Origin of the sequence: Furfurilactobacillus milii, from assembly GCF_009864005.1 — a bacterium.
In the GTDB taxonomy this organism is placed as follows: domain Bacteria; phylum Bacillota; class Bacilli; order Lactobacillales; family Lactobacillaceae; genus Furfurilactobacillus; species Furfurilactobacillus rossiae_B.
In genome coordinates, this window is record NZ_WEZQ01000017.1 from 21865 (window position 1) to 48662 (window position 26798).

The following is a 26798-nucleotide window of genomic DNA, read 5'->3' on the forward strand; positions in this document are numbered from 1 at the left end:
TTTAGAAACTGGCAGATACATTTTTTATTAGATTAATAACTTCTTCAAATAAACATTTCAACCGGGCGCAGGTTAATCTTTTTTTTCATAAGGTTCATGCTTGTACTCACCAGGTTCGGGCGTTGCCTTTCCTGTCCAACGACGGACGAAGAACAGTAGACTAAGCAAGCCCAGAACACCAAACCCAATGCTGACTGAAATGCGAGTATCTGGATTGATGAACATAAAAATTACCACTAAGATCAGAGCGAAAATCGTAAAGTAGTTAGAATATGGATACCATGGCATTTTAAACGGATGTGTTTTCATCACATCAGGATTTGCGTGACGGAATCTTAGCTCCGATAATAAAATAACAAACCACGGTACCATCCCTGGTAACACACCTGAGCTATAAACCAAAACGAAGATATTAGCCGTCGCATGATTTACAACGGACAATAACGTATTCAAAATCAGGCCAATCAAAATACCAGCGGAAATGCACAGGGTTGCGCGTAATGGCACCTGACGACGTGATAGTTTGCCCAGACCGCGATACGTTTCACCGTCTCGAGCAAGTTTGTACAACATTCGACTGGAACTGTAAATCCCTGAGTTGGCACCGGACATCGCCGCCGTCAGCACAACAAAGTTAATAATTCCGGCTGCCCCAGCAATCCCCACCTTAGAGAACGTTTCAACAAACGGTGATCCCAATGCAGCCAAGTGATTCCACGGATAAATCGTCACGATAACAAAGATTGCGCCGATATAGAAAATCAGGATCCGCCAAACAATTGATTTAACAGAAGATACGATGGCTTTTTGCGGATCGGCGGCCTCCCCAGCAGTAATCCCCAGCACTTCAATACCTTGATATGAACCAATTATCACGGACATGGCGAAAATGAAGCCGCGAATACCACCAGTAAAGAATCCCCCGTGAGACCATAGATTACTTAGTCCTAATGGATGCCAATGATTGCCCAAACCAGCGAAGATGACCAACACACCCAAAACAATCATCAAAACAATCGTGACCACTTTAATCATTGCAAAGTAAAATTCCAGTGTGCCATACGCACGGGCCGATGCTAAGTTTGCAAACGTCAAAAGAACGATCACAACTACCCCAGCAATCCAATCCGGCAGGTTCGGCCACCAGTAATGCAAGTATTGACCGACCGCAATCACTTCACTAATCCCGACGACTATGTACTGAAAGACATTGCTCCACTTGGTCAAATAGCCTGCCAATGGGTGAATATAATTCGTCGCATAATCGGCAAACGATCCAGTCGTGGGATTCACATATATCATTTCACCTAATGCTCGCATGACCAAATATAGTAGCAAGCCAACGAATGCATACGCAAAGACAACGGATGGCCCCGTCCATTTAATTGTTGACGTTGATCCTAAAAATAGCCCAACTCCGATGGTTCCCCCAAGGGCAATCATCTGCATTTGATTCGACGATAACGATCGTTTTAACTCACTTTTTGGCTCTGACTCACTCATATGAATCTCCTCCTGATTTGGTCGAACTTTTACTGGGTCGCCGCACCACTCTAATAAAAAAGGCCAGCCGCGATGTCCTTTGACAGACACCTTGGCTGGCCACTTTTGCGATAATCAACAACTACCACAAAAGCCCCAGCCACGTCATTGTGGTTGAGGTTGTGGTAGTTGTGCTGAGGCTGGCGCCATTAACTTGATCTAAGTTTAAATATTTCATTCTGACGCCTCCTCATCGTTTTTTCCTTGAACTGTAAGTTACCACTCATAACTAAACATTGCAACTGAAAATTCTTAACGACCAGTACCAAACCATCGTTTAACCACTGGAAAAAATAAGTATACTTTCGTTCAGTCCCATGTGTTTAAGCTGATAACTGCCGACTTCGATGACGGTTGGAAATAATCTGGATGATCACTGTCACAATCGGCGTCAACATGCCAATCTCTGGAATCACAAAGATTAGTGCAGTCGCCAAAACTGTCCAAACGATATTACTCGTCAACATCACGCTACCAGCCTGCCGTTTGATAAATTCTTTCATTTCCGGCACGTCTTGGTTCTCACGAATAATGAGAAACGACATTAACTGGGCCGAAAGTAGCCACAACAGCGCAACCATTAAGTAGACGAGCTCTGCACCCCAGTAACTTGGAAAACGGCCAACGAACGCCGTGGTCACTGGTAGAAAAGAGAGTACGAATAACCACACACAAACGCCAATGAAACCACCAAGTTTGACCCGTTTAATTGCTAAAAACATCCCGTGCTGCACATACCAACTGAACATGACCAAAATGAACGTCATCAAGTATGAAAACGCCATCCGCCACTCACCGAAAAACATTTTTAAACTTGGCTCATCTGGCACCTTAATTTCCAAGATCAGTACCGTTAATACAATCGCAATAATGGCATCAATAAATGCTTCAACCCGACTTTTGTTCATATGATCACCCCCCAAGATAAGTTAATCATAAGCGTTTTACACGAGTTAAACACGAATAAAAACGCAGACATCACTAATTTCTTTTCAGTAATTGTCTACAATCACACAAAAAACCACAGCTGATTTTAGTTACATTTTCAAAGCACACTAAGGTGAATTTCCGCGTCTATTATCGGTTTGTTCGCAAACGTCACACCATCGATGCAATTGTTTGCTTTTCCCGACTTTATTAAGTATTCTGCCTGTGTAACATACTTTAAGGAGGCATTATCATGGCTAATAAGGTTGCAATGGTAACGGGCGGGGCACAAGGGATTGGTGAGGCAATCATAAAACGACTATCAAAAGATGGCTTCTCGGTTGCGGTAGCTGATTTAAACCTAGAACGTGCGCAAAAAGTTGCCAATGATGTTAACAACGACGGTGGTAAAGCAATCGCAGTTAAATTAAATGTCGCAGAACGTGACGAATTCTCACAGGCTGTTAATGACGTTGCTAGTCAACTTGGCGGCTTTGACGTTCTTGTTAATAACGCTGGGCTTGGACCAACAACACCTATCGAAACAATCACACCTGAACAATTTGACACCGTATACCACGTCAATGTGGCCGGTGACTTGTGGGGAATTCAAGCCGCTATCAAACAATTTAGATCATTGGGCCATGGCGGTAAAATCATCAATGCTACCTCGCAAGCTGGCGTCGTTGGTAACCCTAACCTTGCACTTTACAGTGGTACAAAATTTGCCGTCCGTGGTATTACACAGGTTGCGGCGCGTGATTTAGCCAAGGATAACATTACGGTCAACGCTTATGCGCCAGGAATCGTTAAAACGCCGATGATGATGGATATTGCCCACCAAGTTGGTCAGAATGCTGGTAAAGACGATGAATGGGGAATGCAAACCTTTGCAAAAGATATTACCTTAGGCCGGTTGTCAGAGCCTGAAGACGTTGCGGCAGCAGTATCATTTCTCGCTGGTCCAGATTCAGATTACATTACTGGGCAAACGATAGAAGTGGACGGTGGCATGCAGTTCCATTAAAAGACAATATAAAGGCTCAGGGATTATTGACTGGTGTTAACCAGTGATAATCTCTGAGCCTTTTAATTAATTCTATTTCAGCTTAAACATTACGCTTCCGGAATAGCAGTAACCCAATGAGCAGGAATAATGCAATATATCCGACATTGCCCCAAAATAACTGTACATCTGACAAGCGTGTCAGTTTGGACAGACTCGGTTCGAGAACCTGTGAACCGTAGTTTAAAAAGTTGATGGGATTCCACTTCAGCCATTCGTGACTATGAATCAAAATAAACATCACGCTACTTACAATGTTTAAAACAAAGTACCCCAAAATACCAACAGAAATGGCAACGGCCGAACTCTTAAACAATGTGGCTAACAAAAATACCAAACTAATCAGAAGCCATAACGTTAACAATCCTGCCCCAAGATTAGCCAACCAATCCTGCCAAATATCATTGTTATAACCAGTACCCGTCAATGAAAACTTATCATTCACAAAAACGAATTTGGCAATCAAGGCTAATACAGCAGTCATGACATACAAGTACAGTGAGTAAGTTAAAATGACAAGCCATTTGCTAACTAGAATCATGCTTCGCGAATAACGCTGTGATACAACTGTTTTAATAGTGCCATACTGAAATTCCATCGTAACAATCGAGGCAGCAGCCGCGATTAAGAAAAACATGATAAACGTTGTCGAGGCAAAATTAGTTGTAAACAAACCTGATGCTGAGAAATACTTCGGTTGCAACCGACTAGTCAGCGCAAACCCGAAAACAATCAGCGCCAGTACAATGGAAATCCATAAGGTACTCTTCTTTTTCAATAATTTAAACGATTCCTGTTTATATAACGTCCACATACTACCGCCTCCTTATTTCTGATCCTCTGACTCAAGCAGCTTTAAAACCGATCCCTCAAGATCCTCATCCTGATGTTGAACATCAGTAACGGTAACCTGATTGTCAGATAATGTTTTCAACACATCTGCAACTGCATCATCCGTTTTGGTTTGAATCTTCACTTCAACGTCACCAACCAGCTTATAACCTGCCTCGGACAAGACCTGCTTGGCTTTCACATCATCAGTTGTTGAAACAACGACAAAATGGTTGTTAGACTCCAGTAAAGCATCCATAGTTGTTTCCTGAACGATTTTACCGTGATCGATAATAATCAAGTCCTCAGCCAACTTCTGCAGTTCACTTAAGATATGACTCGAAATCAAGAAAGTGACGCCTTCATCACGTTTAGCAATAATCAAATCACGAAGTTCCTTCGTCGCTTGCGGATCTAACCCGTTCATCGGCTCGTCCAAGATAACTAACTTTGGATCGTTTAAGAAAGCCATAGCAATACCCAGCTTTTGTTTCATCCCCAGCGAGTAACTGCGGGCTTTCGTATCAATGTATTTATTCATATTCAGTGCATCAACTAATGCCTGAATGTCCTGAGTATTTTTGTTACCCATGGCAAATAACTTCAAGTGGTCACGGCCACTTAAGTATGGATAAATGCCTGGATATTCAATCAAAGCGCCTACCTCATCCAATACTGGATGGTGATCAAATGTGCTCTTCTGACCGTCAATTGTAACCTCACCAGTCGATGACGTCAGACTCAAAACGGCCTTCATAATCGTTGTTTTCCCTGCCCCGTTTGCACCGACCAAACCCACGATTCGTCCGGACTGGCATGAAAATGAAATTTTATGTAAGACCTGTTTGCGGCCAAACGACTTATTCAGATTCTTAACTGTTAACACTGCTTCTGCCATTCGTTTCACTCCTCTACATGTATGTCTTCCTGCAACTTCTCCCCACACTGAAATGCCACCTGTGGATCTTCTGTGTTGATGACAGTTTACCATATCGCAGCCGTTAACATGAATGTAATCAACGCATAACAAAAAGCTATCGCACACTTTACAATGTACAACAGCTTTTCTTGACGTCCTATTTCACATCACGTTCGACAATAATCCGACCGTCCGTGTGGCCTGTTTCATTCAGCTCACTGGCAGCCACAACGCCGGCTAAGGTAAACGGAAACCGCTTTGCGATTCGGACAGATAGCGAACCGGTATCCATGAGTTGCTTAAGCGCCTGCATCGCCTGGTGTACATGGCTCGCATCTACTGGATGAATGTGAACCTGTTCAACGTTTGGCTTATTCCCAGCACTTTCTTCACGACCAACTGTTGCCACGGTGCCACCCAGTTTAACTAGTGCCATCATCGCATCGGCATGACCGCCCATAAAGTTCACGTTAATGACCACATCCGCTGAATCGGCAAACGCACCGTCTTCAGTAACTTGCGCATACGTTGCGACATCATTGGCACCAATTTGGCGAACATAGTCCAAATCCTCAGCCCTCGCAATCCCAATAACGGTACTGGCGCCAAGCGCTTTCGCAAACTGAACGGCCATCGCACCAATGCCACCACTAGCGCCTAAGACTGCCACTGTCTGCCCCATCTGAACTTGACCAAACACGGTGAGCGCATCATATGACGTCATCGCAACAGTTGGTAACCCGGCAGCATCAGTAATTGGGAACCCCTCAGTTAATTTAATCGTCGTCGACTCTGGCGCAACGGCTTGTTCCGCGTAACCACCGCCTTCAATGTGAGCGACAACCTCGTCGCCCACTTGAAAGTTAGCCACCCGCTTGCCAGCTGCTGAAACGGTTCCGGCAACATCGAACCCAGGAATTATTGCCCGGCCACCACTAAAACCACTCCGTCGAAATGCATCCACATGATTCAAACCAAACGCAGCGACATCAATAACGACCTCATCCGAAGCCGGTTTCGGTGTTGGCAACTCAATCTCCGTAAAAGCATCAGCCGCTACACCATCCGTTTGATACCCAAAAGCCTTCATAATTCTGCCTCCACATTATCATGTTTTTAATACACGACATTATCAGGCAGAAATACATAGAAAACGATTAATTCATTTTGAAACGGACGGTCAGCGAACTAATAAGAAAGTTGTTGTTTGCTCAGACTATTTCATTCTTCGGAAATCCTGCCGATAAATTACAAACCCTAATAAACAAGTCAGTACATCCGCCAGTGGTTGCGCCCAAACAACACCCAAATAACCCCACAACATGTGGGCCACGTAAATCACGATGGCAAAAATGACACCCTGTCGCGAAATGGCCAGCAAAAAGGCACCCAACGCTTTGCCCGTCGACTGGAAGACCGTGGTGAACACGAGGATTGCACCGATGAATGGAGTCGTGCTTAGCAATGCCCTCAACAGTAGTACTCCGGCAGTCACAATCGTTTTTTGCGTCATGAACAAACGAACGATAACCGGTGCCAATAACATTAAAATAGCAGCAAAAATTACTGAAAAGACGACTTCCACTAACAGGTCAAAATTCACGATTTGACGAAACCGTTTCTGATTATGAGCGCCGTAGTTATAACCGACCAAGGGCTGAGCGCCAAATGCAAAACCGACCATCACCAACATCACAATCATGTAAATTTTCGTGGCAATCCCGAAGGCAGCCACTTGAGCGGCGCCATACCGCACCAAGAAATTATTGAGTAAGGCAGTACCAAAGGCCTGCATGAGATTGGTCATTGAAGCGGGAATGCCAATCACTAAAATAGCCCCGGCAAACGCAAAAGTCGACCTTTTAATGTGCCAGCTCAGGCTAATGACCTGACACCGTTTGATTACGTATGCACACAGAATCAAATCAGTTACGAGATAACCAATGACAGTTGCCAAGGCAGCTCCTGCAGCATATAAATGAAAACCGAAAATTAGTAACGGGTCAAGTAAAATCGTCACGACCAAGCCGGCCACGCTACCAATCATCGATTCACGTGCCAGTCCTTCTGTACGAATCAAGTTGCTAGGCACCAGCGACACAATAATTAGCGGCCCGCCAATTGCCATAATCCGATAGAAGGCACTTGCAAACGGACGAATGCCATTACTAGCCCCAAAAACAGTGAGAATGGGCGCTTCAAATATCAGTAAAATGCCTGCCGTCAGAATACCGACAACAATCGCTGCATAAAAACAAATGCGACTCACTTGACTGGCCGATTCATGCTGTTTGCTACCCAGCATTTTGGACACCAGCGCACTGCCGCCTAGGCCGAAGACATCCCCAATCGCTAACATAATGGAAAACAGTGGTGTACAAACAGTTACCCCAGCCACAATGTTGGGATTCTGCGTTTGTGAGATGAAGAATGTGTCTACCAGGTTATAGATCATGCTTGCAATCATACTGATGACAACCGGCATGGCGAGTGTGAAGTACGCGCGTGGAACTGACGTCTTAGTAAATAAAGTATCCATATATTGTATATTTTCTCTTTTCTGCGTTAAAGTCGTGTATTCAGCATAGCATTAATGCTACGCGCGCATAATAGAAGAAATTAGTGTGCGGAAATTCATGGCGTTAGAATATACCTCTCGTTTTGGGTAGGTTGCTTTCTTTCAACGAACTGCAAAAGCACCAAATTTTCGCTTTTATATTGTCGCAAACGTGTTCACAACCCCAAAGACCTGCGCACAATTAAAATAAGACACCGCACAAGCAAAGTTCGCTTGCACAGTGCCTTATTTCCATTGTTGCTCGGTCTTTAAACGGGGTTGTTCACGCTCTTATTCCTTAAACTGAATCCTCACGTATTCTCGGTAAAGTGGCAATTCATCCATGAGTGCCTGATGCTTGCCGTGACCGCTCACATGACCATTTTCAATAAAGTAAATGTCGTCAGCGTCAACGATCGTGCTCAATCGGTGTGCGATGATTAACGCTGTGCGACCCTTCATTAATTCGCCCAATGCCTTTTGAACCATTGCCTCAGATTCGGAATCCAGGCTCGCTGTTGCTTCATCTAACATCAGAATCTTTGGGTCACGGAGAAAAGCTCGGGCAATGGCTAAGCGTTGTCGTTGACCACCACTAATTTTCACGCCACGTTCACCAACCTGCGTATCCAAACCATCTGGCATTTCGTGCACAAACTTGTCTGCGAAAGCTAACTCAAGCACATGCCAAAGTTCGTCATCCGTGTACGTTTTGTCCGCGCCATAAGTTAGGTTGTGACGAATCGTACCTGCCATAATGGCAGAATCCTGGCTCACATAACCAATCTGAGAACGCCAGTCTTTCAAATTGACGTTTGCAACATCCTTGCCGCCAATCGTAATTTCCCCACTAGTAGGTTGATAGAAACGTTCTAGCAGACTAAAGATAGTGGACTTCCCACCACCTGACGGTCCAGCAAACGCAATGACACTGTTTGGTTTTGCTTCAAAGTTAACATCGTGTAAAACGGGACCATCATCGTCATAAGCAAAGTCGACGTGTTCCATTGCCACCGTTTGGTCGGTAACAGATTCACTGTCGCCATCCGTGAATGATTCTTCAGGTTCCTTCAATAAATCTTGAACCCGTTGTGTCGAACCGTTTGTCTTTGCTAATGTCGTGAAGAATTGGCCAAGTGAACCAACTGGTCCGATAACTTGGAACAAGTACATCATGAATGACAATAATGTCCCCATCGACATCGTGCCGTCAGCGACTCGAACGGCGGCGTAACCCAGCAAACCGATAAACATGGCCAGCATTAACGTGTTCATGACCGGACTAGCAATGGAATCAAAAATGGCCTCTCGCATCCCAATGTGATACAGCTTATCAATCTGGTTGTACCCAGAGGTTGTTTCATATTCCTCAGCGTTTGAGGATTTTACCAACCGAATTTCGCCCAACGATTCGCCAGTTTCACCATTAAATGAAGCTAGGGCATCCTGCCGCTGCAGCCCAATCTTGCTCGATTGGCGCATAATTGGCCGCATTACAATCATGACCAACGGAATGGCAATAATCATAACCAAGGTCATTTTCCAGTCCATCAGCGCCATGATGATCAGCGCGCCGACCAACTGCAAAAGTGAATTAGCCATCTGTGGAAACGCGTTGGCCAATAAATCTTTAATCTGGGTTGAGTCGTTCACCAGCCGTGAAGTCATTTCACCGGCTTTCACGTTATCGAAATAGTTAACATGCAAGCGAATTAACTTTTGCCACAAAGTGCGCCGCAATCGAGCGACAATATTTTCACCAAAGAAACCCAGCATCGTCCCTGACAAGGCGTTGATTAACGCACTCGCCAAAAACAGGACAACCGCAATAATCAACAACGTGGAATTGAATCCTGATTTAAGTCCGTTGATAATCCCTTGCGCCATTTTCGGCACCGCCAACTGTGCACCCGTCGCAATAAAGCCAAGGATTAATCCTAACCATAACTGCCAATACTTCGGTTTCGTTTGACGAATCAGGCTTAAGAACCCTTTAAAATCAAACTTTGTCCGTGTGTATTGGGCATCTTGTGAGCCGCCACCGCGTGGCCCGCCTGCTCTACGATCCATAATGTTGCCTCCAAAAATTTTTCTTTAGTCCTTCGCATCTCGGCTTTATTTAAAACCAGCGTTGGTCAAAATTTCCGCGATGTGGCCATCCTTGGTCACCGCCCATAAAGTCCCGCCAATCTAAATCTGCCGTGCCCTTATTTAACTTATCCAGCAACCTGTCTAACTCCACCTGTTCATCCTCGGTTAATGTGCCAAAGACCTGGCTTGCCATGTCATCAACCTGATCATCTTGTTTAGCAAACATGTCGATGCCAGCTTGCGTCATCTTGATGATGACGGTGCGTTTATCCGTTTCACTGGGCACTCGTTCGACCATGTTAACGGCTTCCAAACGATTGACCATGGCACTAACGGAACTTGGCCGAATATCTAATAACTGCGCGATTTCTGCATTGGTTAACCCTGCCGGTGTTTGGTATAAAACCTGTAACAGCCGCAACTGACCACGGCCTTCACTTGGTGCCCGCCTGCTCGTCAAATCACGCTGATGTAACACTGCCATCATAAATAATCGATTTTGCATTAATGAACCGAAACGATCTAATAAATCACGACTTTCATCTGCCATAATTGGCCTCCTGTATTTCAATCCTTATTTTAAAATCAAATTCTTTCCACTGGAAATTTTTGAACGAGGATTATGTTAGTTCTTTTGTTAGTTTTATGCAATAAAAACTAACAATTATTTTTAAAAAAAGTCGCAATCCCTGATGGAATGCGACTTTAAGTAAAACTATTTAATTGGCGTTAAGCCACGAACTAGGAATTCGGTGGCTTCTTGGCATGATTTGTCGATATCCAACTGGCTCGCCTTACCAATTAAAACGGCGGGCACGATGTAGCTGCCTGCTACACCAAGGAAATAACGAACAATTCGTTCTGTAGGCCAATCAACTAATACGCCACGATCCTTGAAGGTCTGCAAGTTCTTGCCAAACGTATTCAGAATGCGTGACATTATTTTATCGATAACAGACTGAATCATGTCACTATTCCGTATGATTTCTTGAACCAAAATTCTTAGTTGCTTCTGGTTAGCAATGGCAAACGTCATTCGATCCTTAATCACGTAGTTAAAGAACGCCGCTAGATCGTCAAAACGTTGATCCTTAACCTCCGTCAAGAACTCAGTTGCCGCCATTGGCACGACCTGATCCAAAAACGGATTCAATAATGCTGCCAGAATACCATCTTTCGTTTTAAACTGTTTGAACACTGTGCCTTCAGAAACACCAGCCTGTTTAGCGATTTCGCTAGTACTCGTCCCATCAAACCCCTTCTCTGCGAAGAGGTTTAAACTCACTTTGAGCACCGCCTGTTGTTTAGCAGTCAGCTTCGATTCCTGGAGTGTTTTGTCAAACAGTGTTTCAACATTACTAATTTCCATGTGTTTTTACTCCAAATTTTTGTCTACCTTTTAATTTAACCGCACATTGAATTAAATACCAGTCATTCCGGCAAATTAAACCTGCCTATATTTGCGCATGGTGAGTAAATTCAATACAAGGAAGACAGCAGCAAACAACAAGAGAATACTCAAGTTCGGTAACACGTCCATAAACCCAACGCCTTTCTGGACCACGGCACTCATGCTTGAAGCACCATAGTACAGCGGCATGATGTAAGATACTGGCTGCAACCAGCCTGGCAGTGAACTAATCGGAATAATCCCAGCGAAGAAAATCTGCGGAATAGCAACGATGGGAATGAACTGAATCATTTGGAATTCACTGGATGCAAACGTTGAAATCAGGAGCCCCAGCGTCAGGGCAACCATCGCCAACAGTACATTGATTAATAAAACAAGCCAGATACTACCAAGAATTTGAATCTTGAAAACGTACATTGTGAATAGCACAATCAGCAAAGTTTGGATGAACGCAAACGTGCCGTAACCACACAGGTAACCTGAAATAATTTCACCACGTTTGACGGGTGTTGCTAGCAAACGATACAGCGTTCCAGTTGTCCGTTCCCGCAACAATGCGATACCTGAAATCAAGAACACGAAGAAGAAAACAACGAAGCCCATCATAATCGGCAACAGCGTATTAAAGAATGTAGAATCCTTACTGCCATACAGATAGTGTGTCTTGGTCGTATAACTAGTGCTCCCTAGCTTAGCTTTCAGGTTGCCAACATTAGTAGTCGCGTTAACCGGCGTGTGCGTCGCTGCACCAAGGGCAGCCTGCATCTTTTGTAATGCCTGGGCCTGCGTCTTAATGGTTGTGGCTGCTGCTTGACCCTTTAATTTTGCTTGTGCTGCTTGCAAACTTTGTTTGATCACAGCGCTCTTACTTTGGTCGGTGTTAGCCAACGTTAACGTCAGTTTGTCACCGTTTTGACTAAGCATGCCGGCATAGTCATGTTCACGGATGATTGTCTTAACAGATTTATCCGAATTGACATCATGAATCTTGATGTGTTTATTCTTAATCGCCGTCACCATACTGCTGTCAACGTTACGTGTTGCCAACGAAGCCGTCGTTGTCGTATTTCCCTGAAACAAGAAGTAGACCAGTGACAGAATAAACAACGGTGCGATAAACATTAGGGCTAACGTCCGTTTGTCACGCAGCATTTCTCGAAAGACTCTTCTAATCATTGCTAGTGTGCGCATCTTGATCCCTCCCTGCTTGCAAAAAGACTTCTTCAACTGAATTAACATGATATTGACTAATCAGATCATCCGGCGTGCCTTGTGCGATGGCGCGGCCACCACGAATCATCATCAGATAACTGGATTGCTCGGCATCTTCCATAACGTGCGTCGTCAATAGAATCGTCTTACCTTCGTCTGCCAAACGATGCAATTCTTTCCAAATCTGTTGCCGCAATTCAGGATCAATCCCTACAGTTGGTTCATCTAAGATGAGCAATTCAGGATCAGCTAACAGTGCGATTGCCAATGACAACCGCCGCTTCATCCCACCGGAATAATCCTTCACGTACTTATCCAAGTCATCGTTTAGATTAACGATGCCCGTTGCATAGGGAATTTGTTTTTGTAATTCTGCTTTACTCATCCCCTGCATTTCACCAAAGAACGTGAGATTTTCGCGGGCCGTTAATACCGAATACAATGCATCCGTTTGTGCCATGTAACCAATTTTGCCGAGCAACTTTCGATTTGGCATTGGCGTGCCTAATACAGTTACTGTGCCTTGCTTTGGCTTCAACATCCCCATGATTGTACTGACCAAGGTTGTTTTACCGGCTCCACTGGGACCAATTAAACCAAGAATATCGCCACTGTTAATATTTAGATTAATATCATTCAAAATAATACGTTTGCCATAACCTTGCTGCAGGTTAGTAACTTTAATGACTTCTGTCATGACGTTCACCTCTGTGCTTACTTTAGTGAGTGACTACTTACTTACTAAACATAGTATAAACCGTCATGTCACGTTGTCAATAAAAACCATCAAAAAACACGACTTCCGTTTAGAAATCGTGTTCGACAATCCTCTTATATGTGTATTCTAAATGCCGCTACTTCAGGAAGAGACGCCGTTTCATGGGACTGGTCTCAAACCGCAAAAAACGCGGTTTTCTACCTTGATTTCAAGCCCATAAACCGGTCTTGGAAGTCATCCTGCACTCCTAAGTGGCCTAACCCGCCACAAAGGATTGCCGACACGAAACTTTGTCTCTTCCTGACTTCACTACTTTTCAAAACCCGATTCTACGTGTTCGAATTTACATAGCTTTGATGCCAAATTACTATCTTTACGCGGTTACTTTTCTACAGTAGCTGGTGGGCGACGGCATTGAAACCAAGGCGTGAAGGTGTTGTTAGGCTGGTGGGGCCCCAGCCTTATAACACGGACGGTCGGCAGGACTCGGGGCTTCACGAGGCCTGGCGGCGAGGTGAAAGACTCCGGTTTGGGGAGGCTCAAACCGGTCCCGCGCCGGCGTTTCAATGCCGTCAACCGCAAGTGGCAGTGTTGCTAAGCGTACTCAGGTTCAATGGTGATTTCATCGCAAGTAGCATCTAGGATGACTTGTGGAATCAAACTGGTTAATTCGCGGACAACCTCATCGATCGGCGTGCTCATATCCGAGGATAACCACCGCCGCGTATAAGCCACGACCCCATCAGCATAGAATTGCACCGCATGCTTTTCTACAGCTGAAAGTTCCGTTTGATGACCATACTTTATAATTGCTTCGCTAAATTGACGGACAAGATGACAATTAAAATAAGTGCAAAACGAATTCTGCCCCGTTATTTTAAAAGCAGATTTAAAGAAACTGGCATTATCGGCCAGAAACTCAAACTGCTTGCGCATGATGCCATGCCAATTACTGAGGCGACAATTTAAAAACATTCGGTTCATCGTATCTGCAAAATAAGAATTGATAACATCATACTTGTCGGTAAAATATTTATAGAAAGAACCACGACTGACGCCCGAAGCAGTTAAAATATCATCAACGGTTAAGTCATTGATCGGTTTATTTTGCATAAACTCATATACTGAATTAAATATTTGCCGCCGAATTTCCATAATCTTTCAGTCTCCTCACATAAGAATAAACAAAAGCAGTGTTTTATTCATTTTTGAACATTATCATTAATTTGTTCACTACGTACCCGTCAGAATGGTGCTACACTGACTTTTAGTAAGCATCTATTAACGCTAATCTTATCACACATTTTTCAGGAGGTTATGAACATGTCATACCAATTTTTAAAGCCTTATACTTTTAGATCCGGTGTTACCGTTAAAAACCGGATTGCGATTCCACCAATGACCGAAGGCATGTCGCTAGAAAACGGCGAAGTCTCAACAGATGAACTAAACTATTTCAATATTCATACGGGCGGGGCCGGCATGTTTATTACCCCGGTCGCTAACGTTAATGCGTTAGGCAAGGGATTCGAAGGTGAATTATCCGTTGCCGATGATAAGTTTATTCCTGGTCTCGCCAAGCTTGCGGCCACGATTAAGCAAAACGGTACAAAAGCAATTTTACAAATTTTCAGTGCCGGACGAATGACAAACTCGCGTATTCTTCGAGGTCATCAACCCGTTTCTGCTAGTGCTGTTGCAGCATTAAGGCCGCACGCAGAAACGCCACGGGCGCTATCCGAAGATGAAATTGAGCAAACGATTGCAGATTTTGGCGCGGCAACTAAACGGGCTATTTTGGCCGGCTTTGACGGTGTCGAACTTCACGGAGCCAACACGTATCTACTCCAACAATTCTTTTCACCACACAGTAACCGTCGCGAAGACCAATGGGGTGGCTCACTAGAAAACCGGATGAGGTTCCCGGTTCGGGTTATCGAAGCTGCTCAACAGGCCATCGCAGATACTGCTACCTCACCCTTTCTTCTCGGATACCGTTTGTCACCAGAAGAAATCGAAGAACCAGGTATCCGAATTGAAGACACATTGAAGTTTGTTAGCAAGCTCAATGATATGAAATTGGATTACCTGCACATCTCCATGGGTAACGTTTGGCGGCCGTCATTGAACAACCACGATGACAAGGAACCTTTAATCACCAAGATTCAGCGTGTCTCATCAGACACGCCACTGATCTCAGTCGGCAATGTAAATACGCCTGCTGACGCTGAAAAAGTGATTGAAGCTGGCATTACGTTTGCTGCGATTGGTCGTGAAAGTATTCGGGAACCTCATTGGGTTCAAAAAGTTGAGGCAGGTACGGAACAATCCATTCGCTACAGTCTGTCATTGGCCGATTTAGAAGAATTAGGTATCAAAACACCGTTTTTTGAATTCTTAAAGAAGATGAACGATGCTGGTGCTGATCAAAAGTTCGACGTAAATGATGCGCAAACAAAAACGGTAGATACGGATAGAATTGACGTAGCGTTTAGGAAGTAAGCGACATTAACACTGTTCGTAAGTCTGGTCATGCTCGAATACTTTTAATAATTGAGCATCTGTTACAATCCATATTTATACAAAAAAACGACCTGCCATTTAATTGACAAGTCGTTTTTAGTCTTCAAGTTTATTTTGCCCACAAGAAGTCAGCAAGGAGCTGATCGACCTGAGCATTATTATGCAATAACGTGTGTTTAGCCCGGGTTCCGGTTATTTTTCGTTCACGGTATGACTTAGCCCGGTCAGCAATCAGATACCTCAGTGACAACGATGAAACGTTGGGCACCGTGCCATCCGTTTGACCGCCAATATCACCGTAGATATTTAATACATCCACCTGGTGCTTAGGAAATGTCTGGCGTAGCTTGGTCATCTGCCGGTACGTTGCGTTCATCTTGTTTGGCTTGCCGTCCTTATCCAGCTTTAGCCCTGCCGGTTGTCGAACGGATGCTGGCACACGTTTGAAATTCAATCCAGCGAAGTGACCGGCCATGTCGACCTGTTTCTGTAATTTTGGCAAATGCTGATCCTGCCCGTACTCCAACATGTAATAAATCAACGAAATATTCCCAAGTGAATGGCCAACCATATTGAATTTATTGATGTGATATTTCTTCTGTAAGGCAACGACAACATTTTTGGCCCATTGACCATGCTTATAAAAATCAAGTTGCCGATTATTGGCATAATTCACTTCCACGATTGGATTAACCGCTTGTTTGCCAATGGTGCCGTCCAAACGGACATGACCCGTTCTTGAGACAAACGCACGAATAATCGTGTTGGTTGCGCCTTCCCGTTTAGCAACACTCGTCATATGTTCTTCAGCGTGGTAATTACTGCCACCGCCGTGAAAAAAGAGCGTCGGCGTCGATGACTGCACGTATTTCGTTTTTGCCACTGCAACGCGATGTGCCTGCCATGCGCCGCCACCGATGACAGCCACAATGACCAACACTAGTAAGGCCCAAAAGCCACGATCAATTATTTTCTGTTTCATGATTAATTCCCCCTGCCAAGCTGAATCCACAGATGACAATTACAAACGCACGCATTCGTGTTTAGCTTAATTATCAGTATAGTGGGTTCGAGTAGGCTTAAGGCAAGGAAAAACAATCATTTATTATGGTGTCTAAACTGTCCCTTAATTTTCTGAAACCAGAGGAACTGACGGCGACTACGTTCCATTGCTCGATAACGCTTAGGCTGCTTTTTATAAAATTCTTGATGATAATTTTCTGCCGGCCAAAACGGCTGAGTATCACGAATTGCGACTACAATCGGTTTCGAATACCGGCCTGACTCGGCAACATCCCGTTTGGATGCTTCGGCGAGGTCACGCTGTTGTTTGTTACGAACGAAAATAATTGGCCGGTATGAATCACCGCGATCATTAATCTGACCGTCATCATCAGTTGGATCAATAATCTGCCAATAGAGTTTTAATAAATCCGCATAACTCATCTTGTTTGGATCAAACACAATTTCAACGGCTTCAACATGGCCCGTCGTCTGTGAGGTGACCTGATCATATGTCGGTGAGTCAGCGTGACCACCCGTATAACCCGATAAGACAGAGATAACCCCGGGACGCAGTTCAAACGGTTCAACCGTGCACCAAAAGCAACCACCAGCGAAGACAGCATGATCATACCGTGGATCCGTCAACGCCGCCTGGTGCCGAGCATAACCATACTGCTGCGACTGTTCGTCGTTTGACGTTATGGACTGATAGAAGTCGGTTACCGCTGGCGTTAAGTTGTTGCGGACAGCCAGTGGCCGCAAACTGTGTTCAAGTTCGGCAAAAACCTGAACCGATGTTTGACCAGCGGCCAGTTGTTCTTTGGCTTTCACTAATTGCTGCCGTTCCCAATCGCGGGTACCCGGCTCTAACAACAGGTTATAAAAGGTACTCAAATCTTGTTCAGTAATGGCCCTCACGATATCATCTCCCTTCAAGTCGATGAATTATTCTGACTGTCATTATCACCGCATTGCAACAAAATAGCATATCATTTGCTCATGTGAACTATGACGACCAATCAAAAAAGCGCTAACCACTCGACTGTATCTCTATACAATCAAATGATTAACGCTTATTTTTACTATCTTAAATATCGCTATCTTGATTATCATCGACGTTGTGGCGGCGTTTGCGCCAGCTAAACAAACCTAGCAAACCAAATAGCATTGCTAATAGACCTAGTCCCAAAGCTTGTAACCATGACTGCTGCCCCTCATTTGTGTGAGGCAACAGGTTCTGGCTAGCCGCTGAGTGAGCTGCAGCTCTTGACATCGTGCCCTTTGCAGCGGTCTGTGTATCAGAACCGGCCACTGTTTGAGCAGTTGGCGGTGTTTGATTCTTTGCCAAAGTTGACGCAGATGTTGCTGCGACCATGGTACCATCAGAGTCCTTTACCAAACGCAAGGTTTGCGGTGAGACATCATTCAGTAACAACCAAGCGCTTTGACCTGGGGCCAGATGATACCCTGCAGGAATCAAGTCACCGATGTACACCCATGTGCCCGTGTAGCCACTGACCTCATGGACGGCAATGATATGACCATCAACGTCCATCAGCACTAACTTAATTGGATCCCAACTTGGCTCATCAACAGTTGTTCGTGTCGATTGTGAACCGCCAGCGATTGACACTGCATTTGATTGCAATGGTGTTGGATCGCCCGTCATTTGACGGGCGATCGGCGTCCCGGCTTCGTTAGCTGGCGTTTCATTAGTCGCCCGATTTCCCGTTGGTGTCACAACCGGAATAACAGGTGATGTGCTAACCGGCGCCACTGGCACCACACGCGGTGGCACTGTTTCGGTGCCTTGATTTGGTGTCGATGGCATACTCGTTGCCAAATCCTGTGATGGTGTCACTGACATACCACTGGTTGGCGTTGACGTTTGTGAAGTAACTACCGAAGTACTTGTAGAAACACCACTTGCCGGTGTTGAGACCGCTGACGGTGCTTGACTAGGTGACGTTGATGTCGACGGACCACTTGTTGGCGTCTCACTTGTCGAAACCTTCTGATAGACATAGGTGACATCGACACTATTGGCCGTATTTGTACGATCATACTGACCGCTCGCATTGGCAGGTGTTGCCACTAACGTATAACCACTAACCGTTGCCGGCTGTGTCGTATAAGTACCACCATAAGTTAATGTTTGTGAAACCGGTGTGGCAATAACATTGCCATTATTATCCACATAATGCGTCGTCACAGTTTGATCCTTAGCATATATGAAGTGAATATCGCTCGGATCAAGACCAACGGTGCCCTTAACGGTCGCATCACTAACAAGTGTATAACCCGCAATTGCTGGCGCTGTAAAACTATAGCCAAGACCATAGTAAGCATTCACAAGTTGAATAGTGTTAACCGGTGTTTGACTAAACAAATCATTTCCCTGTAAGTCAGTGTAGGTTACCTTAAATGATTCAGGATCAGCATTGTAATAGTATACAACCTGATTTTTTGCTGAGTCTGTCGACAAATCTGACCAGCTTCCGTTTGCAGGACCGGCCACACTCGTTGCACTTACGTAATAACCGGTTATATTCACTGGCGCCGTCGTATACTGACTGTTGTATTCAACAGTTGTGACTGCTGACGGAGCCATAGTTAACAATTCCTGCTGACCATTAACTGTCACTCGACGCACATATGACACATTGACGTAACGATTGCCGGTATCATCGTACAGGAAAGTCATCGTCTGTGGACGATCCGTCAGTGTCGTAGTCGTTTGGGCTGGCGTTCCAACCAACGTATAGTTTGAAAAAGCAGCAGTCTGAGCCGTTACAGTGTCGCCATAGTGACCAGTCAGTTGCGTTGTGCCTAATACTTTTGTCGTGCCATTAACCACGTAATTTACTGTAACCGGTTGGCCGTTCTCACGGTCATACGTATACGTTACAGTCTGTGGTGTTAACGAATACGTACCCGTAGCATTAGCCGGAGTTGCCTGATTCCAAACGTAACCGGTTAACGCGTCTGCCGATGTCGTGTATGCCTGACCATATTTGCCGGCAGGAAGCGTCCGCGTAGAAATAATCGTTCCGTCAGTTAAAACGTCATTAACCGTTATAGTCGCCGCATCCTCTGGTTGATAGTAGAAATTAACAGCTGACGTATCATTCGTAAAGTTAACGACTTGGGTATTTGACAGTGCCGTGTACCCGGCAATTGCAGCAGCATCTGCAGTTTGGCTTGTACCATAATCACCCGTTAGCGTGGTTGACGGCGCCAGCACGTTAGCCGTATTAACCAAATAATAGTTAACGGTCGTTGTTTCGATCTTTGGCAGATAGGTAAACGTCACCGTTTGACCAGCATCCGTATAACTGCCTGTAGTACTTGAGGAACCTTCTAAAGTGTATCCGTCAAACTTTTGGCAGCAGTCGTAAAGGTATCACCGACAGTGCCCGTTAGCGTTTGTGCACTGGCAAGTTCAGTATTTGTCTTGCCATTAACGTAGCGGACAATGACACTGCCACTCTTCGGCACGACCTTATCATACACAAGGGTGATGGCAGGCGTGCCATTCGCATCATAAGTGCCTGTTAATGAACCGGACATGACCTTGTCAAAGGTATAACCATCGAGACTGAGGATTTTGTTCTGGGCATCATACGCCGCCCCTGTTGCACCGGTTAAACTACCGTCGTTCGCCAAAGACTTACCATTTTCATCGACATAATGAATTGTCACTGATTGTGAATTGGCCGTGTACATCAAAGTAACGGCTGGTGTCGTCGCCTTACCCGTAGTGTCAACCGTGTACGTTCCTGTCAAAGAACCAGTGGTAACTGCTGAGAATGTATAACCGGGAATCGTGAGTTGATCATCACTGACGTCGTATGAATCACCAGCAGCACCCGTCACAGCATTGTCTGTGTGAATCGTTTTGCCGTTGTTGTCGACATAATGTACCGCCAATGTTTGACTGTCACCTTGGTACTGCAGAACAATATCTTTCGCCGTAGACTTACCATCATTATCAACACTCAATGTGCCTTTAAGGTCACCGTGTTGAACTTTAACAAACGAATAACCAGGAATGCTAATCTCTGTATTAGTCGCATCATAACTAGTATTGGTCTTGCCTGACACTGTGTCGTTGGTGTGAATTTGATTACCATTTTGATCAACATAGCTAACCGTTACGCTTTGACTATTCGCCTTATAACGAAGCGTGACCGTCTGCCCATCAGCACTCAGTTTGCCTGACAGTAACGACGCATCATCAGCATCCAGAGTATAACCCGGGATAGTTGGTTCATAATCACTGACATTGTATGTGTCATCCTGTAAACCAGAAATCGTTTTGCTGGCTGCCAATGTCTTTGAAGAATCATCTTCGTCTACATAATTTACCGTTAATGACGCTGCCGTTTTCACCGGTGTAGATACTTTTTTATAATGGAAGGTCACCGTGTTGGTTGCCCAAGAACTTTGATCATAGGTAACAGTCACAGAGCCATCGCTGTTAACGATATCCTGACTGCTGATTGAGACAGCCGGCGTACCAGTCACTTCGTACCCGTCAATCGCTACTGGCGACACTGTTTTGGTACTGCCATCGGTCGTATTGTTAACGGCCCATGACATGCTTTGATGAATCTGATTCCCATTTTCGTCTACATATTTGGTGGTGAAGCTGTTTAGCGCGGCCTCACCAAACGTTTTAACAGCAATATTTCCGGACGTTGAAATAGAACCGTCCGTATAAAATGTCGCGTTAGGTGCCAGAATATTCCCTGTCAGAGCAGCATTATGGGTAACTAAACTAACGACATCCGGCATGTTCCAAGTTACGTTTGCAGCAGTAGCAGCACCGGTCTTGCCATTTATTTTGATCGTTGTGTTGTTGATGTTAACAGAACCACCGATAACGTTAATGATCACCTTGGCTGTGCCACCTGCACTATTAGTGACATTCGTAATATTAATGGCCCCATTGCCAAATGATGCGCCCGGAAAATCCGAACTATTTAGAACAAAAACATCTTCATCAGCACCATTGACGCCTTGTAGAGTCAGATTAGGGTTTAATTGTGTAGGAACAATCACCTCAGCCCCTGCTGTCTGTTGTAATGCACTCAATGCGTTAGATTCATTCTGCAGATAAGCCTTAGCATCTGTGAAGAACGTAGTCGTGTCAATTTTAAAGATTCTATGCTTTCCCCATTTATTGCTCCACACAGTTGCATCATTGTTGACATAAAGTTTGCCGTCAAAATTTGAATTAATTAATTCTACAGTATTTCCACCAACAATAACTTGTGGCAAATTGTCTTCCGACGATGTGCTATTAGCTGACGACTGATACAAAATTAAATTTCCACCAGCGGCAATTCGATAGTTCGAACTGATATTTTGCGCGGTTAAACTGTCAAATGTGAAAATCGTAAAATGTTTGGTTACACCTAAAACACCATCCGAAGCATTCGCAGTTTCTGAATAACTGCCTGTCAAGTCATAAACTGGCGACACACCCTCGCTAGGCACAAAACCAAATATGCCAACCGTCGTCCCCTGTTTAAGCAATTTCGTCCATTTGTCATACTGAATTTCAGCACCGACACCCTCCTGATAGCCTTCAGTATCACCTATGGCATCCATCCGAACGATTTCTTGAGCTGTCCCAGTTACTTGATAAGCGCTAGTAGCTGCCGATTTAGCCGTTGCAACGTCACTATCAGTGGCAGTGTTCAATAAAGATGTCACCGTAACGTCACTGTCGACAGTTGACGATGTGGCCTGACTGACTGTTGATTGTGCGGGTGATGCACCTGTTGACTCATTCGTCTGCTCACTTGTTGCTGACTGAGAAGCCGTACTAGAAACACTTTTTTGAGCGACCGAAACTGCACTAGAGGCAGCCGACTCACTATGTTTTTGTGATGCAACACTGGTCTGAGATTGCTCACTATTGTTTGTACTACCTGTACTAGATGCTCGTTGGCCTGATTCACTGGTCGAACTTTCACTATTTGTTTTATTTGATGCTACTGACGTACTAGTCGATGTAGCCATTGATTGATTTTGCGTAGCACTCGACGCCGAACTACTAACTGCTGAATTTTGATCGGCATTTGTCGTAGCATCGCTTGTATCGCCGTTTGACGCCTGTGCCGATTTTGATGCCGTCGAAGTAACAGCAGTCGTTTGAACTGTTGATGTCGTACTATCGCTATCAGCATTAGCGACCGTTGTCAGTGTCATGCCGGTAGCAAACGTAATTACGGCGACGCCAGCAAACACCCAGCGCTTTCCCGCTTTGTACATTCGATAATGTAACTTTCGATTTTGATACAATTCAGGCATAACTCTCCTTTTACTTCTCTCACTTAATGCTGATTGATGTTAAAAAACAATTTTGCTCAAAATTAATCCAAATAAATAATTAAGTTGCAAAAAAGTTCAATAACTCTACTCAATTGATTGTTTTAACACCTTTGCTTACAAAATAAAAGTGCCACACTAGTTTCTTTGAATAGTTTGCGAAAGATTTAATTATTGCGCATTTTTGCTACCATGTTAATTTATTAGTCAATTATTTCTGGACTAAAAATGTTTATAACAAGTTGTATCAGATAGATGATAAGCGAACCTTAAAGTGTCCGCATTTCAATAAATTTGAGTCGTCAGACGGTCATTTAGGATTGTTGTCATTTCAGGGCAAATAAAAAAAGCTCCAATTTTCGTTTCGTCACAAATTAAATGTGAGTCACAAAAACTGAAACTTTTTCGTCCATCAAGACAAACGTTTGTCTTGGGGGGCTTTATGCAACTAAAGGTGCTAAGTAAGGACTAGATAAACATTTTATCGTCTCAGATGACAAATACGGTGAAATAAGCAAAAGGGAGCGAACTATTTACTGAGCTATAAATTAGAGCATTGCGATGAATGTAGTTTATGTCGACGATTGTTAAAAAACGAAATCATAAGAAAGGCACGTCTAATTCGGTAGGTGGCATAAATGCTCGCAATTTGTTCAAACTACAAACAGATTAAAATCTTCATTGAAAATTAGCAGTTAACTTTATTAATACATAATGTACACCTTCACTAGTAAATATCTTCTTCTACACAAACAGTGTCTTTAAAGATCCTTTCGCCTGATTATTAGGATTCTATTGAGCATCTTTGGTCAAACAGGAACTGCCCTCGCCAGGTAATTGAAATACACTATCCACCTCAACACAGTGAGCGTAAAGTTTACACATCTACACAAAACTGTTGTTTTTAAGAATATTACCTTTACATCATCTCCTGTTCAGCAGAAGTTAATGGCAATCATTTTTTACGTTAAATCGCACTAGTAGATCCCGCCAAATGCATCTTAATGTCACTCAAAGCTATACAGGTTGGTTTTAAGATTTCCAGACGAGTCAACGCCTTCAAGTACATACGAGCTAAAGGAGCTCTACATTTTTATTATTAGTGCACCCTTCAACGTCACTTTGAACCGTTTGAAGACTGCCATAATAAAAGCACGATGTCTCACTCAGGCTTGATTGATGCCAAAAGCTGTGAAACTGAGTAAAAATATAGTCGTTGAGACACACAGACATAGTCAATTCAAAACCTTGTGCCTGCTATTCATAAGGAATTTTCTTCAATCTTAAAATCATTTCAAAAGAAACAAAATTGATAAAATAGAAAGCGTTTTCTTTTAAATGATGTATATTATAAATAGTCAAAACACTAGGGGGAACTGTAATGAACGAAAGTAAAGATGTACTAATTATAACAAAAAAGGCAAATATGCCATTAGCTAATAAATTAAGTGTTGAGTTAATTTCAATGGGCTATAGGTCCTTAATATGGAACGAGGAACAATTTCAAAAATCATCAGCAACTGCTGTTCCACAAAGAACTATTTATTTAGAAAACTCAAAGCCAGAGAAAAACATGAGAGACGCTTTAAACACAGTTTTTCAAGCGTCTGGCTTGACAATCAAAATACAAGGTCCCGATGCAATAATTGATGTAGATCAGAACAATGTAAATATTAATAATGCTTCTGAAATTGAGTCTTGGTATCCGAAAGAGTCTTTAAAAGCAATTCACTCGTTTAATGAACATGACAATTCCCTTCATAAGGCATTAGGAAAGACGGGTAAATCGGCAGCTGTTCTAACGGCCGCGATTGGATTAGGAGCTAGTTTTGCTGGTCCCTTAGGGGGCATACTTGGCGCAAGTACAGGCACTTTGATAGGCAAAGTCACGAAAAAAGATCTAATAGATGATGCTGATGTTGCCTTAGTTTACCTATTTGTAAATTTTTATGCCAAAGATTTTATGAGCGCCTCTACTGATTCTCAAATCACGTATAAAACCACAGAAGAAATACGTCATCTTCTAGATAAGCAAAAGGAAGCTTCAAATGCCTAAATTCAACACTGCTGAGTCCCAAAATTCAGATTTTCAAAAAAAAGTGATTGCAGAAACTTCTTCCACATTTGGTAGCAGTCAGAGTATATCGTATGTTGACACAATTCAGTCGGAAATTGACAATACAACAAACTTCATTCTAAAACTAGGAGCTTCTAAAAAGAGAGCCAATATACTAGGTGGAGACGAAGCTGAAGCTTTTATGTCCGGGTCTTTTAACATTCAATCGGCCTTACAAGGAAAACTAAAATCAACTTACGCAGATGCTCCCAGAGTTAATGGCCTAGGCACCTCTGATATTGACGTTCATTTAAAAAATGGCCGGATTATTTCTAATCAACTAAAGTATGGAAAAAATTCAAATAAAAGTGTCAATATGCAACGCACGACTTATCAAGGGCACTACAAAAGTGCGCATGGCACTCTTGATGGATTTTCAGATTGGTTTAATAAAAACAAAAGACCAGGCTCCAGTCCGGACAGCATGATTTATGATGATGACATGCAGAGAATAATTCCTTCAGACCAACTTGAAAGTGGAAAAAAATTTATCTCAAAGAAAATAACAAAATATAGTCAAAACAACCAAAATCAAAATTTGTCTAATGCAAAAGAGGTCAAAAATGGGTTATCGGACCACATCGAAGGTAATGGAGTTTCATCATCAACTTTATCTAAAGACGAATCCACGCAGATAGCTTCAGACGCAAAAAAAGGACAATTTGACGCCGATGATTACGGTGTTGGTTTAAAAACAACCATATCTAACGGTCAAATACATGTTTTAAAACAGGCTATGAAAACTGGTGCTGCATCTGCAGCCATAACTGCAATTATTTCTGAATTACCAACTTTATTAAAGGTTATTCAACAGATAGCAAACCAGGAAAACATCGACTTAACTGATCTTTCAAGCAATACTGGACCGACGATCGCTAATACGACCGACGCTTTTTTACAGTCGACAATTACTGGATATTTGACAACCAATGCAGCATCCAAAGTTTTTGGAGAAAAGTTAGCTTCAGAAGCAATGAAGAATTTAACTCCTGTCGGTATTTCTTCATTAGTTGTATTTGTATACGGAACTTGCAAAACATATATTCAATATGCACGTGGAAAAATTTCTACAGCTTTGGTTAAAGACCAAGTGAATTCATTACTTTTTTCAACTATATTTACTCTATCTGGCAGTCTCCTTGGAGCAACCCTTGGCCCGATTGGCATGACACTTGGCAGTGTTATTGGAAGTGTTATTGGTGGCTTTGTGTATCAAGGTATAGAAAATTTAGCATTGTCGTACTCAATAAAATCCGGACAAACAATTTTCGGCCTGGTTGAACAGGATTATACATTAACGGACGAAATGGTTAAGCAATTAGGCCTTGAAAGGTTTGCAATAGACACCCTAAAATTCGATGATATTGCTTTTAATGATTTTCAATTCGAAAAATTCAATTTTGAGACATTCAATTTTTCCAATATTGAGGTTGGACGTTTAAGACGCGGAGTTATTGGCGTAAATAAAGTTGGTTTTATACAATAACGGACACCAATTAAATATTTTTATGTAAAAAGGGCGCTGCCCATTTCATGTTGAT

At 43.4% G+C, this 26798-nt stretch carries 19 protein-coding genes and 1 pseudogene; 4 read left to right on the forward strand and 16 right to left on the reverse strand.

Annotated elements, in window-relative coordinates; translation table 11 throughout:
- Positions 1-72: 72 nt before the first annotated feature.
- Positions 73-1503, reverse strand: a complete 1431-nt coding sequence (locus tag GB993_RS08785) for an amino acid permease (RefSeq protein ID WP_161003977.1) — start codon at positions 1501-1503, stop codon at positions 73-75.
- 362 nt (positions 1504-1865) lie between these two features.
- Positions 1866-2450: a TMEM175 family protein gene (locus GB993_RS08790; RefSeq protein WP_161003978.1), complete on the reverse strand. Its 585-nt coding sequence runs from the start codon at positions 2448-2450 to the stop codon at positions 1866-1868.
- A 272-nt stretch (positions 2451-2722) separates the two neighbouring features.
- On the opposite strand from GB993_RS08790, the gene GB993_RS08795 reads away from it, so the two are divergent.
- Positions 2723-3496, forward strand: a complete 774-nt coding sequence (locus GB993_RS08795; RefSeq protein ID WP_161003979.1) for a (S)-acetoin forming diacetyl reductase — start codon at positions 2723-2725, stop codon at positions 3494-3496.
- 82 nt (positions 3497-3578) lie between these two features.
- On the opposite strand, the gene GB993_RS08800 is transcribed toward GB993_RS08795, so the two are convergent.
- The 10 genes from GB993_RS08800 to GB993_RS08845 form a co-directional block, all read right to left on the reverse strand.
- On the reverse strand, positions 3579-4349 hold the full coding sequence (locus GB993_RS08800; protein ID WP_161003980.1) for an ABC transporter permease: 771 nt from the start codon (positions 4347-4349) through the stop codon (positions 3579-3581).
- Positions 4350-4361: 12 nt separating this feature from the next.
- Positions 4362-5264 carry an ABC transporter ATP-binding protein gene (locus GB993_RS08805; RefSeq protein WP_161003981.1) on the reverse strand — a complete coding sequence of 301 codons (903 nt, stop codon included), beginning with the start codon at positions 5262-5264 and terminating at the stop codon, positions 4362-4364.
- A gap of 178 nt (positions 5265-5442) precedes the next feature.
- Complete coding sequence (locus tag GB993_RS08810; protein WP_161003982.1) at positions 5443-6375, reverse strand: quinone oxidoreductase family protein; 933 nt, start codon at positions 6373-6375, stop codon at positions 5443-5445.
- Positions 6376-6501: 126 nt separating this feature from the next.
- On the reverse strand, positions 6502-7824 hold the full coding sequence (locus GB993_RS08815; protein ID WP_161003983.1) for an MATE family efflux transporter: 1323 nt from the start codon (positions 7822-7824) through the stop codon (positions 6502-6504).
- A 309-nt stretch (positions 7825-8133) separates the two neighbouring features.
- Positions 8134-9912 (reverse strand): ABC transporter ATP-binding protein, encoded by a 1779-nt coding sequence (locus GB993_RS08820; RefSeq protein WP_161003984.1) that lies wholly within the window; start codon positions 9910-9912, stop codon positions 8134-8136.
- A 49-nt stretch (positions 9913-9961) separates the two neighbouring features.
- Positions 9962-10483: a MarR family winged helix-turn-helix transcriptional regulator gene (locus GB993_RS08825; RefSeq protein ID WP_161003985.1), complete on the reverse strand. Its 522-nt coding sequence runs from the start codon at positions 10481-10483 to the stop codon at positions 9962-9964.
- Between the two features lie 165 nt (positions 10484-10648).
- Positions 10649-11302, reverse strand: coding sequence for a TetR/AcrR family transcriptional regulator (locus GB993_RS08830; protein ID WP_161003986.1), 654 nt, complete (start codon positions 11300-11302; stop codon positions 10649-10651).
- Between the two features lie 75 nt (positions 11303-11377).
- Positions 11378-12535 carry an ABC transporter permease gene (locus GB993_RS08835; protein ID WP_161003987.1) on the reverse strand — a complete coding sequence of 386 codons (1158 nt, stop codon included), beginning with the start codon at positions 12533-12535 and terminating at the stop codon, positions 11378-11380.
- A complete protein-coding gene (locus GB993_RS08840) occupies positions 12513-13253 on the reverse strand; it encodes an ABC transporter ATP-binding protein (RefSeq protein WP_161003988.1) in 741 nt (246 codons plus the stop codon). Before GB993_RS08840 ends, GB993_RS08835 begins: the two co-directional genes overlap by 23 nt.
- Before the next feature lie 615 nt (positions 13254-13868).
- Positions 13869-14429, reverse strand: coding sequence for a TetR/AcrR family transcriptional regulator (locus GB993_RS08845; protein ID WP_161003989.1), 561 nt, complete (start codon positions 14427-14429; stop codon positions 13869-13871).
- Between the two features lie 162 nt (positions 14430-14591).
- Between GB993_RS08845 and GB993_RS08850 the strand changes: the two genes are divergently transcribed.
- Complete coding sequence (locus tag GB993_RS08850; RefSeq protein WP_431188882.1) at positions 14592-15776, forward strand: NADH-dependent flavin oxidoreductase; 1185 nt, start codon at positions 14592-14594, stop codon at positions 15774-15776.
- A 130-nt stretch (positions 15777-15906) separates the two neighbouring features.
- On the opposite strand, the gene GB993_RS08855 is transcribed toward GB993_RS08850, so the two are convergent.
- From GB993_RS08855 to GB993_RS08870, 4 genes and pseudogenes are all read right to left on the reverse strand, one after another.
- Positions 15907-16779, reverse strand: a complete 873-nt coding sequence (locus GB993_RS08855) for an alpha/beta hydrolase (RefSeq protein WP_161003991.1) — start codon at positions 16777-16779, stop codon at positions 15907-15909.
- A gap of 116 nt (positions 16780-16895) precedes the next feature.
- On the reverse strand, positions 16896-17720 hold the full coding sequence (msrA, locus tag GB993_RS08860) for a peptide-methionine (S)-S-oxide reductase MsrA (protein WP_161003992.1): 825 nt from the start codon (positions 17718-17720) through the stop codon (positions 16896-16898).
- A gap of 169 nt (positions 17721-17889) precedes the next feature.
- Positions 17890-20115, reverse strand: coding sequence for a MucBP domain-containing protein (locus GB993_RS08865; RefSeq protein ID WP_161003993.1), 2226 nt, complete (start codon positions 20113-20115; stop codon positions 17890-17892).
- 45 nt (positions 20116-20160) lie between these two features.
- Positions 20161-23123 (reverse strand): annotated as a pseudogene (locus tag GB993_RS08870) (MucBP domain-containing protein); the annotation flags it as partial.
- 1399 nt (positions 23124-24522) lie between these two features.
- Here GB993_RS08870 and GB993_RS08875 point away from each other — a divergent pair.
- Both GB993_RS08875 and GB993_RS08880 read left to right on the forward strand, forming a co-directional pair.
- On the forward strand, positions 24523-25197 hold the full coding sequence (locus GB993_RS08875) for a hypothetical protein (RefSeq protein ID WP_161003995.1): 675 nt from the start codon (positions 24523-24525) through the stop codon (positions 25195-25197).
- On the forward strand, positions 25190-26743 hold the full coding sequence (locus tag GB993_RS08880; RefSeq protein WP_161003996.1) for a hypothetical protein: 1554 nt from the start codon (positions 25190-25192) through the stop codon (positions 26741-26743). The genes GB993_RS08875 and GB993_RS08880 overlap by 8 nt, the downstream gene beginning before the upstream one ends.
- The last annotated feature ends 55 nt before the right edge of the window (positions 26744-26798 follow it).